This is a genomic window from Burkholderia sp. HMSC10F09 (genome assembly GCF_001806955.1).
GTDB classification, from domain to species: Bacteria; Pseudomonadota; Gammaproteobacteria; order Burkholderiales; family Burkholderiaceae; genus Burkholderia; species Burkholderia multivorans.
Genome location: NZ_KV786907.1, coordinates 11,598 through 26,965, shown reverse-complemented (window position 1 = coordinate 26,965; position 15,368 = coordinate 11,598). Strand labels below are relative to the sequence as shown.

General features: G+C 61.8%; 6 protein-coding genes and 2 pseudogenes. 4 read left to right on the top strand and 4 right to left on the bottom strand.

Going from position 1 to position 15,368, the window contains the following annotated elements:
- Positions 1-72: 72 nt before the first annotated feature.
- The 4 genes and pseudogenes from HMPREF3115_RS25760 to HMPREF3115_RS32870 form a co-directional block, all read right to left on the bottom strand.
- Complete coding sequence (locus tag HMPREF3115_RS25760) at positions 73-897, bottom strand: ABC transporter permease (RefSeq protein WP_006411737.1); 825 nt, start codon at positions 895-897, stop codon at positions 73-75.
- 6 nt (positions 898-903) lie between these two features.
- Positions 904-1,932, bottom strand: a complete 1,029-nt coding sequence (locus HMPREF3115_RS25755; RefSeq protein WP_053297455.1) for an ABC transporter substrate-binding protein — start codon at positions 1,930-1,932, stop codon at positions 904-906.
- Positions 1,933-1,998: 66 nt separating this feature from the next.
- Positions 1,999-3,024, bottom strand: a complete 1,026-nt coding sequence (locus tag HMPREF3115_RS25750) for a LacI family DNA-binding transcriptional regulator (RefSeq protein ID WP_006401155.1) — start codon at positions 3,022-3,024, stop codon at positions 1,999-2,001.
- Positions 3,025-3,980: 956 nt separating this feature from the next.
- A pseudogene (locus HMPREF3115_RS32870) lies at positions 3,981-4,082 on the bottom strand (integrase core domain-containing protein); the annotation flags it as partial.
- 396 nt (positions 4,083-4,478) lie between these two features.
- Here HMPREF3115_RS32870 and HMPREF3115_RS25740 point away from each other — a divergent pair.
- The 4 genes and pseudogenes from HMPREF3115_RS25740 to HMPREF3115_RS32865 form a co-directional block, all read left to right on the top strand.
- A complete protein-coding gene (locus tag HMPREF3115_RS25740; RefSeq protein ID WP_125902686.1) occupies positions 4,479-14,012 on the top strand; it encodes a hemagglutinin repeat-containing protein in 9,534 nt (3,177 codons plus the stop codon).
- A complete protein-coding gene (locus tag HMPREF3115_RS25735; RefSeq protein ID WP_070556651.1) occupies positions 14,009-14,278 on the top strand; it encodes a hypothetical protein in 270 nt (89 codons plus the stop codon). The genes HMPREF3115_RS25740 and HMPREF3115_RS25735 overlap by 4 nt, the downstream gene beginning before the upstream one ends.
- A gap of 389 nt (positions 14,279-14,667) precedes the next feature.
- Entirely contained in the window at positions 14,668-14,820 is a 153-nt protein-coding gene (locus tag HMPREF3115_RS31795; RefSeq protein WP_175835784.1) for a hypothetical protein, read from the top strand.
- Positions 14,821-14,966: 146 nt separating this feature from the next.
- Positions 14,967-15,368 (top strand): annotated as a pseudogene (locus tag HMPREF3115_RS32865) (ShlB/FhaC/HecB family hemolysin secretion/activation protein); the annotation flags it as partial.

Below are 15,368 nucleotides of genomic sequence, written 5' to 3'. Positions count from 1 at the left end.
CGGCCGCGCGCGCCGGCGATGCGGCGCGCGGCGGCGCCGAAGAATCGGAAAGCGATGGCATCGAATGCCTCCTCAGGCCGCGGCAGCGGCGGTGTGACCGGCGAACCGGCGCGCGAGCGCGAGCACGGCCCACGTGACGATGCCGAGCACGATCGACAGTCCGGCGGCCGTCGCGATGTTCGCGTTCAGCGTGAACTCGGTATAGATCGTCATCGGCAGCACGTCGAGATCGGTCGCGAGCGTAAACGCGGTGCCGAACGCACCCATCGCGGTGGCGAAGCAGATCGCACCGGCCGCGATCAGCCCCGGCGCGAGCGCGGGCAGCACGATGTCGGCGAAGATGCGCCACGGCGACGCGCCGAGCGAGCGTGCGGCTTCCTCGAGCGACGGATCGAGCTTCGCGGCTGCGGCGATCACGGTGACGATCACGCGCGGAATCGAGAAGTACAGGTAGCCGACGAACAGTCCCGCGATCGAATACGCGAACACCCACTTGTCGCCGGTCAGCTTCGCGGACAACGCGCCGATCAATCCCTGCCGTCCGGCGAGCATGATCACCATGAAGCCGACGACGACGCCCGGGAACGCAAGCGGAAAGGTCAGCAGCGCGAGCAGCACGCGCTTGCCGGCGAATTCGCGGCGCGCGAGCAGCAGGCCGGAAATCGTCGACAGCGCGAGCGTCGCGAGCGTAACGCCCGCGGACAGCGCGACGGTCGCGCCGAGGCTTTTCATGTAGCGCGCGTTGCCGAGCAGCGCCGCGTACCGCGCGACGAATCCGCCGTCGGCGGAGACGTGCACGAGCGCCGCCATCGGCAGCAGCCAGAATGCGGCGAACACCGCGAGCGCCGGCGCGACGAGCGCGATGCGCCAGCGCAGCGGAAAGGTCAGATCAAGCATCGGCGCTTACTGCATCACCTGCAGATACTGCTGGCCGAACGCCTGCTGGCCGGCCGCCATCTTGCCGAAGTCGACCGGCTTCGCGCGCGCATAGTCGCTCGCGGGCAGGAACTTCGTCGCGACGTCGGCGGGCAGCGTCTGTGCGCGCACCGGGCGCAGATACGCGTTCGCCCACAGCTTCTGGCCTTCGTCGGACAGCACGAAGTCGAGCACCTTTTTGCCGTTGGCGTCGTGCGGCGCGCCCTTCACGAGACTCATCACGTAGGGCACCGCGATCGTACCTTCCTTCGGGATCACGAACTCGATGTTCGCGTTGTCCTTGTACTTCGCGCGGTATGCGTCGAAGTCGTAGTCGAGCAGAATCGGAATCTCGCCCGACAGCACGCGTGCATACGCGGTCTGCTTCGGCACGATCGGCGCGTTCGCCTTCAGCTTGCGGAACCAGTCGAGCGCCGGCTTGAAGTTGTCGAGGCTGCCGCCGAGCGCCTGGTTGACGGCGACCGCGCCCGCATAGCCGACGAACGCGCTCGACGGATCGAGATAGCCGACCATCCCCTTGTATTCGGGCTTCAGCAGATCGGCCCACGAACGCGGCACGGGCTTGCCGTCGAGCGCATCCTTGTTGACGAAGAAGCCGAGCGTGCCCGAATGGATCGCGAACCAGTAGCCCTGCGGATCTTTCAGGTTCGCGGGGATGTCGTTCCAGTGCGCGGGCTTGTACGGCACGATCACGCCCTTGTCCTTCGCCTGGAACGCGGACGAGACGCCGAGATAGACGACGTCGGCGACCGGGCTCTTCTGTTCGGCGATCAGCTGCGCGATCGCCTGACCCGAGTTCTTGTTGTCGAACGGCACGCGGATGCCGGTCTTCTGCTTGATCGCCGCGATCTGCGCGGCCCAGTCGGCCCATTCGGGCGGACAGTTGTAGCAGATCGCCGTTTCATCGGCGCGAGCGGCGTTCGCGCCGGCGATGAGTGCGGCGCAGGCGAGCGGCGCAGCGAGCGCGCGCAGCAGCGAGGTCGGACGGAAAGGCACGATCAGGTCTCCGGACGAAGAAAGGGGACGTCGCCGCGCGCCGCATGCAGCGCGCGGCGCGCGGGTTTACGCGCGACGCAGTTGCACGTCGGCCGCGGGCGGTGCGACGGTCGCGCCGTCGCGCACCGCGTGCGGCAGAATCAGCGACGTGCGCTCGATCGCGGCGCCGCCGATCGCGTCGATCAATCGTCGCCACGCATGGCGGCCGATGTCGCGGTTCGGCGTCGCGACGCTCGCGAGCGGCGGCGCGAGCAGCTCGCCGATGTCGATGCCGTCGAAGCCGAGTACCGACAGATCGTCCGGGATCGAGAAACCGGCGCGGCGCAGCCCGCGCATCACGACCATCGCGAGCAGGTCGTTGCTGCAGAAGAGGGCGGTCGGGCGCGTCGCGTGCGCGGTCAGATGCGCGAGCACCGCGTCGGGCAGTTCGGGCGCGTTGAAGTCGACTTCGACGGGCGGCAGCGTCGCGACGCCGCTTTCGGCGAGCGCCTGCGCATAGCCGAGATGACGCTGGCGCGCGCGATCGGATGCGGCGAGCGAGCCCGCGAGCATCAGCACGCGACGATGGCCGCGCGCGGTGAGCAGCCGCACGCCGTCGTATGCGGCGTGCCGGTTGTCGACCGACACCGACGGCCGGCGCTGCGTGTCGTTGTGCATCAGCACGTAATGCGGTCCGTCGCGATCGAGCATGTCGAGCAGCGGATGCGTGTCGGCGTCGGCGACGGTCAGGATCAGGCCTTCGACGCGCTGCTCGCGCAGCGTCTCGATCGCGTGACGTTCGCGCGCCGCGTCGTATTCGGTCGTCATCAGGATCAGCTTGAAGCCGGCCGCGGTCGCGAGTTCGTCGATGCCGAGCAGGCAGTCGGCGAACACAGGATTCGACAGCGTCGGCACGACGACGCCGACGAGCCGCGTGCGCTCGCCGCGCAACTGCCGGCCGAGCGGACTCGGACGAAAGCGCAGCGTATCGATCGCGGTGCGGATTGCTTCGAGCGTCGCCGGGCTGACGGTGTGCGGCGCATTGATCGCGCGCGACACGGTGGCGATCGAAAAGCCGGCGAGTGCGGCGACATCCTTGATGGTCGAGGTCATGAGGTCACGCGATGTAAACGTTTTCGGCGGGTTGATTATCGAAAACGTTTGTGACCTGTCGATGACGCGTGAAGGGGGCGTATCGCGGTGTGCGTGCGCGTCGCGCGCAAGAGGGTCGGCGCGGCGCGGAGGCAGTTCCGATTGTATCGGCGGATGCGTCGATGCGGGGCGAAACCGCATGCGTTCGCGGGATTGGCGTCGGTTACGGCGGATTATTCCGGCGGCGCATCGCTGCGTGCGGACGCGAGAGCATGCTTCGACGGTTCGCGGCATGCCTGAATCGGGGAACGCACGCGCGACCAATGCTAGAATCGCGTCCGCCCTGTTGCCGGGGTGATGAAATTGGTAAACATAGCGGACTTAAACGATTGAGTGCCCGGTCGGAAACGGTCGGTGCAGAACCCTTCAAATTCGGCGAAACCCCTGATGTGCGCATCGAGGCAACGCCGAGCCAAGCCTCGCGGGCACCGCGAGGAAGGTGTAGAGACTAGACGGGGGGCGCCTAAGGCGCACGGGTCGGCAGCACGCCCGCGCGCGACGGCGAAGGCATAGTCCAGCGCACGAACGATGTCGTTCACGCGACGTCGGCTTCGAAAGAAGCAGTGTGACGAAAATCCGCCGCCTTAACTGGCTTGCCGGTTCGAGTCCGGTCCCCGGCACCAAATATCTGTCCATGCCCGTCCTCGAGGTGCAGAAACCCGCGATAGCGTAAGGCTTCGCGGGTTTTTTGTTCTTGATTTGGCCGGTTTGACTCGTATGAGTCTGAGGGAGATGCAGTGGCACCTCCAGGGAATTTGAGCTGATGGTCTCCCCCTCTAATGAAGTGTCCCCTTGCGGCTGTAAGTGCACCATGCCGCTGACAGACATCACTGAACCGCTTGCCTTTCTTGCACAGTGCCGAGTGTTGGTCCTCGGTCTTTCATAAGCCTTCGGCCGTAGGCGAAGGCTGTATTGGCGCGTTTCCCGTCCGACACCGATGCGAACCAATGCAGGCTCAGGCATTCGTCCTCGAGCGAGCCGTTGAATGTCTCAATGAGACCCTTGTCGCTTGGCTTGCCGATCGCAAGCAAAGCGCGCCAATGCTGAAATGTGGCGACGGAGCGGTCGTAGCTAGCCGTGCTCGGGAGGGCGATATGTGGTTGAACAGAGTTCATTTCGGGACATGCGGATTCGACCTCGCAATTCTGTCAGGAACTTTTGAGATGGCGGCTGAGGTAATATTCGCGCCGATTGCCGAAGTCAATGCTTTCGATACTCCCGACTAACAGAAGGCGCTCTTTGGATTGCCGGATTGGGATTGCGGATCGGCGCACTCGCCATTAATACAAGTGCGGAGAGTTTCCGATTAGTTCGTGACTTCTCAGCAACGCTTGACATTTGTTGACGCTGTTTTATTCGATTTCGTGCGATGTTCGGATTCCGTGAGAGCGGATAGAACGAATCGCGAGTAGACCATGAATAAAAAACATTATCGGCTGGTATTCAGCCGTTTGCACGGGATGCTAGTCGCAGTAGAAGAAACGGCCAGCGCAGCGGGGAAAGCAAGCGCTGGTGAAACGCAGCGCGCCGTCGATCGCAGCGGTATGCACGGGGTGGCTCAGTTTGCGTTGCGTTTTGCCGCATTCGGCGCTCTGATTGCCGCGGGTGCGATGCCGATGTGGGTGCAGGCGCAAATCGTCGGGGCAGGGCCGAATGCGCCGTCGGTGATCCAGACGCCCAATGGCCTGCCGCAAGTGAATATCAACAAGCCGGGCGGCGCCGGTGTGTCGTTGAACACCTACAACCAGTTCGACGTTCAGAAGAATGGCGCGATCCTGAACAACTCGCCGACGATCGTTAATACACAGCAAGCCGGCTATATCAACGGCAATCCAAACCTCAGTGCGGGACAGGCCGCGCGCATCATCGTCAACCAGGTCAGCAGCACGGCGGCCAGTCAGATCAAGGGGTATGTCGAGGTCGCAGGAAGCCGCGCGGAGATCGTGCTCGCTAATCCGGCTGGCATCGTCGTAGATGGCGGCGGGTTTATCAACACGTCACGCGCCGTCCTCACAACGGGTGTGCCGCAGTTTGGCACGGACGGATCGTTGGCCGGCTATAACGTATCGCGCGGGCTCATTACCGTACAAGGCGCTGGCCTCAATGCGTCGAATGTCGATCAAGTCGACCTGATCGCCCGCGCCGTGCAGGCCAATGCCGCGATCTATGCGAAGAACCTCAATGTAATCGCCGGTACGAACCAGGTTAATCACGACACGCTTGCCGCGACGCAGATCGCCGGTGACGGTCCCGCTCCTGCCGTCGCGATTGACGTGGCTCAGTTAGGCGGGATGTATGCCAATAGGGTATTTTTGGTTGGCAACGCTGCAGGCGTGGGTGTGGCGAACGCCGGGACGATCGCGGCGCAGGCCGGCGATTTGACGCTGCAATCGGACGGGCGCCTGGTGCTGACGGGCAAGTCGACCGCGAGCGGCAACCTTGCGCTGTCGGCAGCAGGCGGCATCCAGAATAGCGGCACGACGTACGCGCAGCAGTCGCTGTCGGTCAGCACGAGCGCCGATCTCTCTAACGCCGGCGCGCTCGCGGCGCAGCAGAACGCGACCGTGAATGCCGGTAGCGTCAATTCGACCGGGACGCTCGGTGCGGGCGTGAACAGCGACGGAACCGTTGCCCAGAGCGGCGATCTGAACGTGACGACGACCGGACAACTCAGCGCGAGCGGCCACACCCGTGCGGGCGGCAATGCGACCTTGCAAGGGGCCGGGCTGGATCTGTCGAGCGGCACGACATCGGCCGGCAGCGCCCTGACACTGACGACGACACAGGGCGACCTGAATCTCGCGCACGCGTCAGCGATTGCAGGCGGGGCGCTGTCCGCGACCGCAGCAGGGGCGCTGGTCAATGATGGTGGAAATCTGTCGTCGGGTGCGGCGCAAGCGATTCATGCGGGCTCGGTGTCGAATGTCGGCGGGCAAATGGTGTCCGGTGCGTCCCTGGAGCTGGACGCGGCGGGAGCGATCGACAACCGTCAAGGGCTGATGCAGGCGGCCGGCCGGGAGACGATTATCGGCGCGTCGATGAACAATTCAGCCGGGCGCGCCACCTCGCTCGGCACGGACGGCCTGTCCGTGCATGTCAACGGTGCGCTGGTCAATGCAGCAGGCACGACCGCACAAGGCGCGGCGGGCGGCGTGATCGGCTCGAACGGCGCGACCGACGTCTCGGCCGATACGATTGCGAATCAGGGGGAGTTCAATTCCAAAACTGATCTGACCGTCCAGTCCCGTACGCTGGACAATCATTCCGGTGCGCTGCTGGCGGGGGCGAAGCTCGACGCGACCGTCGTTGAGGCGCTGAACAACAGCCAGGCGAAAATCTCCGGTTCCACGACCTATGTATCGGCCGCGTCGATCCAGAATGACGGCGGTTTGATCGACGGCGATGAGTTGGGCGTTACGACGACCGGCGATCTCATGAATCGCGGTGGTGTGCTGCGTCAATACGGGTCGTCCGATCAACACTTGTCGGTTGGCGGGACGCTCGACAACGGTGCGTCGGGATCGATCGCATCGAATGCCCACAGTCTGGGGATTTCGGCGCATGCGATTCAGAATGACACGGGCTCGATTCAGCACGCCGGCACGGGCACGCTTGACCTGAACGCCGGCACGATTTCGAATAGCGGCCAAGCGCTGACGAACGGCGCGTTGCGGGTGACGGCCGACACGCTCTCGAACCAAGGCAAACTGGGTGCGAAGACGGATGCGACCATCCGTGCGCAGACCTTCGACAACCATTCAGGCGGCGTCGCCGCCGGCGCAAAACTGGATACGCACGTTGTTGGGACGTTGAACAACCAGCAAGGGTTGTTGTCCGGTTCAACGAACACGATTTCGGCGGCTTCGGTCGACAATGGCCGGGGCGCGATTGAGGGCGACGCGCTCGGCGTGACGACGGCAGGCGATCTGCTGAATCAAAACGGATCGATCCAGCAATATGGCAAGACCGATCAAACGCTTTCCGTCGGCGGTGCGCTCCACAACGAACAAGGGACCGTCACCACCAACGCGACGAACCTGACGATCAACGCGCACTCGATGTCGAATGATGGTGGCAACGTCAGCCACGCCGGCACGGGCCAACTCGCGCTGACGACAACGGGTGCGATTTCGAATATCGGCGGCCAAATCGTCACCAACGGTGATCTGGTCTCGCGCTCGTCCCACCTGGACAATTCGAGCGGTGTGATGTCGTCCCAGCGCGTCGCGAACATTCTGGCGAATACCGGCATCGTGAATGCCCGCGGCAAGTTCTACGGGAAGGATTCGCTTGCCGCGTCCACGCAAGGCGACTATGTGAATTCGTTCGGCAGTACGCAATCGGGCGGAAATCTCACGGTATCGACCGGCGGCGTGCTGTCGAACGATCAAGGCATCATGTCGGCAAACGGCGCGCACGGCACGATGGACGTATCCGCTGCGAGCATTGTGAACCGCTCGGGTACGCTGACCAATGCCGGGGATGGTGCGACTACCCTCTCGGCTGTGACGATCGACAATGATGGGGGCACGGCGGGCGGCAACGCAGACTTGACCGTCAACGCGCAGCGCGTCACGAACACGAACAACGCAAACCTCGTTGCTGGCAAGGCCGGCAATTTCAACATCGCACAGTGGCTGGACAATACTCGCGGCACGATGTACGGCGGCACTGGGTTCAGCCTGAACCAGGCTGGCGCGAGCGTACTGAACGACAGCGGCAAAATCGAAGGCGGACAGGACGTATCCGTCAAGGTTGCGTCGTTGTCGAACCAAGCCGGGGCGATTCGCGCGAATCGCGATGTGGTGGTCAGCGGTGGCGTGATCGGCGACGGCGAAATGACCGCCGGTCGCAATCTCGGCCTGCACGTAGATGGCGACTATACGAACGGCGCAGCCAACCGGCTGCGCGCGGACGGCGACATGGATGTGTCCGCAACGGGCACCTTGACGAACGCTGGCACATTGGCGGCGGTAGGTGCCATGCGCGCGAGCGGTAACAACGTCGTCAACCGGGCCGGGGCCGACATCAACTCGGCGGCGACGACCGTTACCGCGACCGATACCTTGACGAACGCAGGTCGAATCGAAGGCGATTCGGTCACGACGAACAGTACAACGCTGGTCAACACGGGCACGGTAATCGGCAACGACGTGCTGGTCAACGCGACCGATGTGCGGAATACCGGCGCGCAAGCCGTGATTGCCGGGGCAACCAAAACGCGGCTCTATGCGTCGAACTCGATTACGAACAGCGACGGGGCGACGATCTACAGCGGCGGCGATCTTGAGCTAGCGAAGGACGGCACGCGTGACGCAGCGGGCCTGCTGGCGAATCAGACCAACACGATCACGAACGACTCGGCCAATATCGAGGCCGACGGCAATCTGGATGTCGCCGCGCACACGCTGATCAACAAGCGTACATCCCTTGTTACTGAACCCGGTACGCCGCAAAGTACGTCGGTATCGCTGGACATCTATACGGCTGGTATCCCGATCGGTAAGCGCACGCAGTGGCATTACAGCAAAACTTTCCCGCAATGGACATGGGGAGGCGAAGCCGATCCCATTTCGGGGAACATGGCGGGCGCGCTGCGTAATCCCGTCACGGTGACGGTGCCGAAATCACAGGTCGCGAATTTGGATGCGAACACGCAGACTTTCTCGCTGACGCAACCGATTGTTGAAACCTACAACGATCTCACCAAATGTGAGGATGTTTTTTGCCTGAGGCCGGTCGACCAGACGCGCAATATCGCAACGAATCCGACGCAGACCTACAACAGCATTCAAGACAACGGCGCGACCTATACGATCACGTTCTGGCCGGATTGGGATCCGAAGACACAGATTCGGCCGGATCAAGTCCGTGTGAGAACCGATCTCGGTCCCGACTCGCACGATTACGTCGAGACGCAGCGCACCACCACGACCACGACGACCACAGACAAGCTAGTCGCCGCGTCGGACCCGGCGAAGATGCAGGCGCAAGGTGCGATCCGAATCAACTCGGACGGCGGTTCGATCACCAACGAATCGTCGATCATGGCAGCAGGCGGCGATCTGGTGCGTCGGGCGGCAGGCGGCACCGTCACCGACAAGGGAACCGTACTGCAACAGAGCGTGAGCGAACAGCAAACGTCGACTTTCTACTGGCACCAGAAAACCGGCGGCGACACCGATACGCAGACCGTAAATTACCCCGTCACGCCGCTGCCGCCGACGACGATCGCCGCGTTGCCGGCGATCGCCACTTCGAACCAGACGGTACAAACGGATGCCCAATCGATCAATGTGACGGCCGTGGATCGGCTCGGCCAGACCGTCACGGGTTCCGGCGTGACGGGCGGTAATGCGACCGGCACGCAGCTTGGCGGCCTGAACGGGCAGATTGCGGGACCGAATACGCCGACTGGCGTCACGGGTCAGACGAGCCGGCCGCAAACGCTCGGGAACGCGTCGGGCGGTATTCCGAATCTGACATTGCCGACCAACGGGCTGTATACGTACCACCCGGCGCCCGATCAGACGTTCTTGATCGCGACCGATCCACGCTTTACGTCATATTCGAAGTTCATATCGAGCGACTACATGCTCGGTCAGCTCGGCGTGAATCCGCAAACCACCATCAAGCGGCTCGGTGACGGCGCGTATGAAGAACGGCTGGTGCGCGATCAGGTGACGCAGCTCACCGGGCGCACGTTCCTCGCTGGCTATTCGGACAACCTCGACGAATACACGGCGTTGATGAACAACGGCATCGCGTATGCGAAGGCGTTCAATCTCGCGGTCGGCGTCGGCCTGTCGGACGAACAGATGCGCCAGTTGACGACCGATATGGTCTGGCTTGTCTCGCAGGACGTCACTTTGCCCGATGGCTCGCATCAGACCGTGCTGGTACCGAAACTGTATCTGGCACAAGCGAATACGGTCGATTTGCAGCACAGTGGCGCGATTGTGGCTGGGAGCAAGGTCAACCTGAACGGTACGGGGGACGTCGCGAACAGCGGTCATATCGTCAGCGACGTGGCCACGACGGTCATCGGCAACACTATCGTCAACCGGGGTGTGATCGGTAGCGGCGGCACGACGGCAGTGGCTGCCGTGCAGGATGTGCGCAACGCGAGCGGTCGGATCGGCGGAGTCGATACGGTGGTGCGAGCCGGTCGCGACATCACGAACGAAACTGAGACCTTGGGCGTGTCCGGAGCGGCGAGCACGACGGGCCTTGTCGGCCAGATTTCCGCGCAGGGCACGCGCGCAACGGGCGTGATTTCCGCCACCAACGACGTTCAGGCACTGGCTGGACGCGATGTCAACGTGAACGGCGCAGCAATTCAGTCCGGGCGTAATACGTCGGTCGGGGCGGGCCGCGACATCAACGTCGGCACGGTCAGCCTGAAGGCCACGCAGGACGTCGGCACACGCGACGGCCTGAACGGTGGGCATGATGACGTGACGCAGCACGTCGGCAGCGCGATCACGGCGGGCGGCAATGTGACGACTGTCTCGGGACGCGACACGACGCTGACGAATGCGACCGTCGATGGCAAGAACGACGTGACGATGGTGGCGGGCGGTGATTTGACCGCGACGGCCGCGAAGGATACGCAGCACCACGACGAACGGTCGCTCGGCGGTAGCCTGACCCAGCATACGGCGTCATCGTATGACGAAACCGTGCGCGGCACGGACATTCACGCGGGCAATAACGCCGTACTGGGTGCGGGCCAAAACGCGGTTGCTTCCACCATCCTTGCAGCTGGCGGCGTCATCGCTCGGGCCGACGGGTCGCGGATTGGCAATGTGACTGTCGCTGGTTCGAACGTGACGACCGGTCAGACGGCTGCCGATGGAACGATTTCGGGCGGCGCAACCAAGTTGGTTGCCAAGGGCGACGTCAATGTTGGCGCGGTGACCGAAACCCACGACTCGCAAAGCTGGGTGCACGACGAACGCTCGGGGTTCCTGTCGAAAAGCGAGACGACCGACGAAAAGAAGTCGCATCAAGTGCAGTCGATCGGCTCGACCGTTTCGGGCGATACGGTATCGGGCAGCGCCGGACGCGATCTGACGGTGGCGGGTTCCACGGTTGCGTCGACGCACGACCTGTCGCTGGAAGCGGGGCGCAATCTGACGGTTACCACCACGCAGGATACGAGTAACAGTTCGAGCTTCCACGAGGAAAAGAAATCCGGCTTCGGTTCAGCCGGCAGCGGCATTTCGTATGGAAACCGCGACCAGAAGGATACGACGCACGATAGTTCTGTGACGCAGAACGGCAGCCTCGTCGGCAGTACCGATGGCAGCGTGTCGATGAAGGCTGGCAATGACCTGCATATCACGGGTTCCGGCGTCATCGCGGCGCAGGATGTGAGCGGCACCGGTAAGAACGTGACGATCGATTCGGCGATCAATACGACCCATCATGACGAAACGCACGAAGTTAAACAAAGCGGCTTTACATTGGCGTTGAAATCACCGGTCATCGACGCGGTGCAGAACGTGAATCAACAGGCGCGCAGCGCGGGCCAGAGTCAGGACGGGCGCGCCGCCGCGCTACACGGCATCGCTGCAGCCGGTGGCGTAGCCGATGCGTTTGGCGCGGCCAAGGGGCTCGCATCTTCGCTGGGCCCGGGCGGCAAACCGGAGGCGAAGATCGAACTGAGTTTCGGTTCGTCGCAAAGCAAGTCGACGTTTAGTGAAGACGGCACGCAAAATCGCGGCAGCAACGTGAAGGCCGGGGGCACCGCTGCGTTCGTGGCGACGGGGGACAAGAGCACGGGCCAAGGCAACGTGACGATCCAGGGCTCGGACGTGAATGCGAAGGACGTGCTGTTGCAGGCGACGAATCAGGTCAACCTGCTGAACAGCACGGATACCGACAGTACCCGCAGCACGAACAAATCGAGCAGTGCGAGCGTCGGCGTGTCCTTTGGCACGGGCGGCTTCGGCGTGTCGGCTGCGATGTCGCGCGCGCACGGCGATGCCAATTCCGATGCGGCGATGCAGAACAACACGCACATCAACGCGAGCAACACGGCGACGATCGTGAGCGGTGGGGACACCAACGTCATTGGCGCGAATGTCAACGCGAACAAAGTGGTGGCGGACGTGGGCGGCAATCTGAATCTCGCCTCGGTGCAGGATACGACTCATAGTGCTGCGCACCAGAGCAGCATGGGCGGCGGCTTCAGTATCAGTCAGGGCGGCGGCAGCGCGAGTTTCAGTGCACAGAGCGGGCATGCGAGCGGCGACTATGCCGGCGTGAAGGAGCAAGCCGGTATTCAGGCGGGCAGCGGTGGTTACGACATCAATGTCAAGGGCAATACCGATCTGAAGGGTGCATATATCGCCAGTACGGCGACGCCGGACAAGAATCAGTTGACGACCGGCACGTTGTCGTTCTCCGATATTCAGAACCATTCGGAATACGACGCCAGCAGCGTTGGTGTGAGTGCGGGCGGCGGGATCGGTGATGGCGGCAACAGCTATGCGACGCACGGACCGACGAGCACGAACGGGAAGAACACGGGCGGCGCGTTGCCGCTGTATGTGAACGAGAGCGGTAGCAGCAGCGCGACGACGAAGAGCGCAATCAGCGACGGCAGCATCACGATCACGAATAAGGGGAGCCAGAAACAGGACCTCGCGACGCTGAACCGGGATACCTCGAATTTGAACGGTAAGGTCGACAAGACGCCGGACCTGCAACAGGTTTTGAGCAATCAGGGCGATCTGATGAACGCGGCGACGGCGGCATCGGAAGCAATTGCGAAGCAGATTGGCAATTATGCGGACAGGAAGGAGAAAGCCGCACGCGATGCCGCCGCTGCGACCGACGATCCCGTGCTCAAGGCGCAGTATTTGCAGGACGCGAAGAACTGGGCCGAAGGCGGTGATAATCGTGTTGCTTTGCACATTGCAGGTGGTGCGCTGACAGGTGGATTGACGGCGGGCGGATTGGGTGCAGTCGGCGGCGCGGCGGGAGCAGGCGTGTCAGCGAAGCTTGCTCCAGAACTGACCGAAATCGCGCAATCGATCAAGGATGCGGGGCCGACCGGTAACAAGAATGTCGACGAGCTGCTGGGTAACGTCGCGTCGAACCTGCTGGCCGCCGGCGCGGGTGCGCTCTTGGGCGGCGGGACCGGTGCGTTGACATCGGCGGCGGCGGATCGCTTCAACCGGCAGTTGCATCCGGTGGAGAAGACGATCGCGAAGCAACTGGCCGAGAAGAGCAAGGGCAAATATACGCAGGCGCAGATCGAAGAGCAGATGCGCATCATGGACGCTAATGTGAGCGGCAACAACGAATCCGGCGCAGCTGTGACCTTGATTGGCCAACTGCCGACCGATTCCGGTGCGCGATGGCTGTCGGGTGGTACAACAAGTGACGGGAAGACGATCCTTACGCAGATTACTGCACAGGCGAATCCGGAATTGCAGGCGTACATTATGTCGAATGCAGGCGCGGTGCCGGCTGGTGATGTGCCGAGCATTACTTATCTGCAGACCGGGAAAGGGGGAAGCTGGAACATCACGGGACCGTTTACGAAATTCGATCAATCCGATGCGAACTATGTGCGAAACACAACCGCGGAAGCGATGGGGATGATTTCGACAAATGCCGGACGTGTGTCATCGATTGCGGCGGCGGGGGCAGCTGTAACGCCTTGCTCTGCGGTTTGCGACGGGATCGCATTTGCAGGGACAGTGGTAGGGATTGTCGCAGATGCAATCGGGCAATTAGTTAAACCGGATACAGGGCAGTATCTATTTAATGGATTTACGGCCATCGTTTCAAACTATATTTCAGCGGCCAACCCCGTATTTACTCCGGCAATTAATGAGCTTGCAAATCAAGTCAATGGCAGTGGTGTTGCTGAAGTCGGTCAAAATAAGTTGAATCGAATTGTCGGTGCTGATTCTTCAAATGGGAAAAAATGAAGATCAAATTTATTGAAGATGGAAATTTCACCTCGTGGTTCCGGTTCTTGCTCATCGCTGTAGGGGTAGCATTTGCTGCCATCGCTGTTGAGTGCGACATCCCCATTGTGTGGGCGCGAATTCTTTTGCTTTCTGGTTTCGCTATCGCGCTTGTCGGCGGTATGACGAGCCGTGCTAAATTGCTCCATATCAAGCCGTTTGACAATAGCTACAAGAAGGCCCGTAAAAGCTATGAAACAAAAAGCGACGAGGACCAGAAATTGTAGGGCGACGCTGGTCTTTGTCGTGGCTCACGCCGGAGCTCTTCATGGGAAAGATTCGCTTTTTTGGGTTTTCAGGTCAAGAACGTTTGGGACCAGTGGAAACAATAAGTGAGAGTTATTAGCGGGCGTGTCCAATTCAAGGCGGAAGCTTCGTTCACGATTCATGCGCAGCAGGCCCCTACGTCTGCCGATCACGCCGCGGCCGCTCGCGCAAACGCAGAACGGGACCAACAAGCGCAGTAGCAACGCGATGCTGGGTTGCGCGCCCCTGCGGTGCGGTCGGAGTGCCGGGCTCCGAGACGTATCCATTACTGCTGGCGAACGACCGCGCTTTCGTACCGAGCATTTCGCGCTCGACGTGCTGGATTCCTTCCCGCCCGGAAAGGGGTGAAATGATGAATTACACTTTCTCGAAATGGGATGACTCAATTCATATTGAGCATTTATTTTTCGGAGAGCGTGGCGAGAAGCGTATGGAGTTGCGCAAAGGTGAAATGTATGCGGGTGGTCGCATGGGATTTTCGAGTGATTTGAAATTCGAGTGAACGTTTTTAATTCGACGGGAAGAGCGTTCTGTTGCTGGATGAAGCTGCACTGATGATCAGTTCAGTGTAGTCGAAATAGAGATGAATCGAATGGACGTAGAATTCGGTCAGGTCTAAATTGTAATTGAAGCGGTTTTTGTATATTAATGAAAATGACTAACCGGCTGTCGGTTTTACCGATTACCGCCTTGCTGTCGCTTGGGGTTCACGCACAGCAGGCCCCCACACCCGATGATCGGGCTGCCGCCGCGCGCGCAAACGCAGAACAGGACCGGCAGGCACAGCAGCAACGCGACGTGCAGCAGCGGGATGCAGCAATGCGTGCCCCTTCCGTTCGGTCGGACGTCCCGCGCGTTGAAGCGTATCCGACGCTTCCGATCGAAACGCCGTGTTTCCGGATCGACCGGTTTGCGCTCGATGTGCCCAATTCATTGCCCGATGTAGCGAGGGTTCAGGGCGCGTCCACCCTCCCGATGGATCGATTTTCTTTCGCCCGCGAATGGATGGAGCACTATGCTGGCCAGTGCGTCGGCAAGCAAGGTATCGAT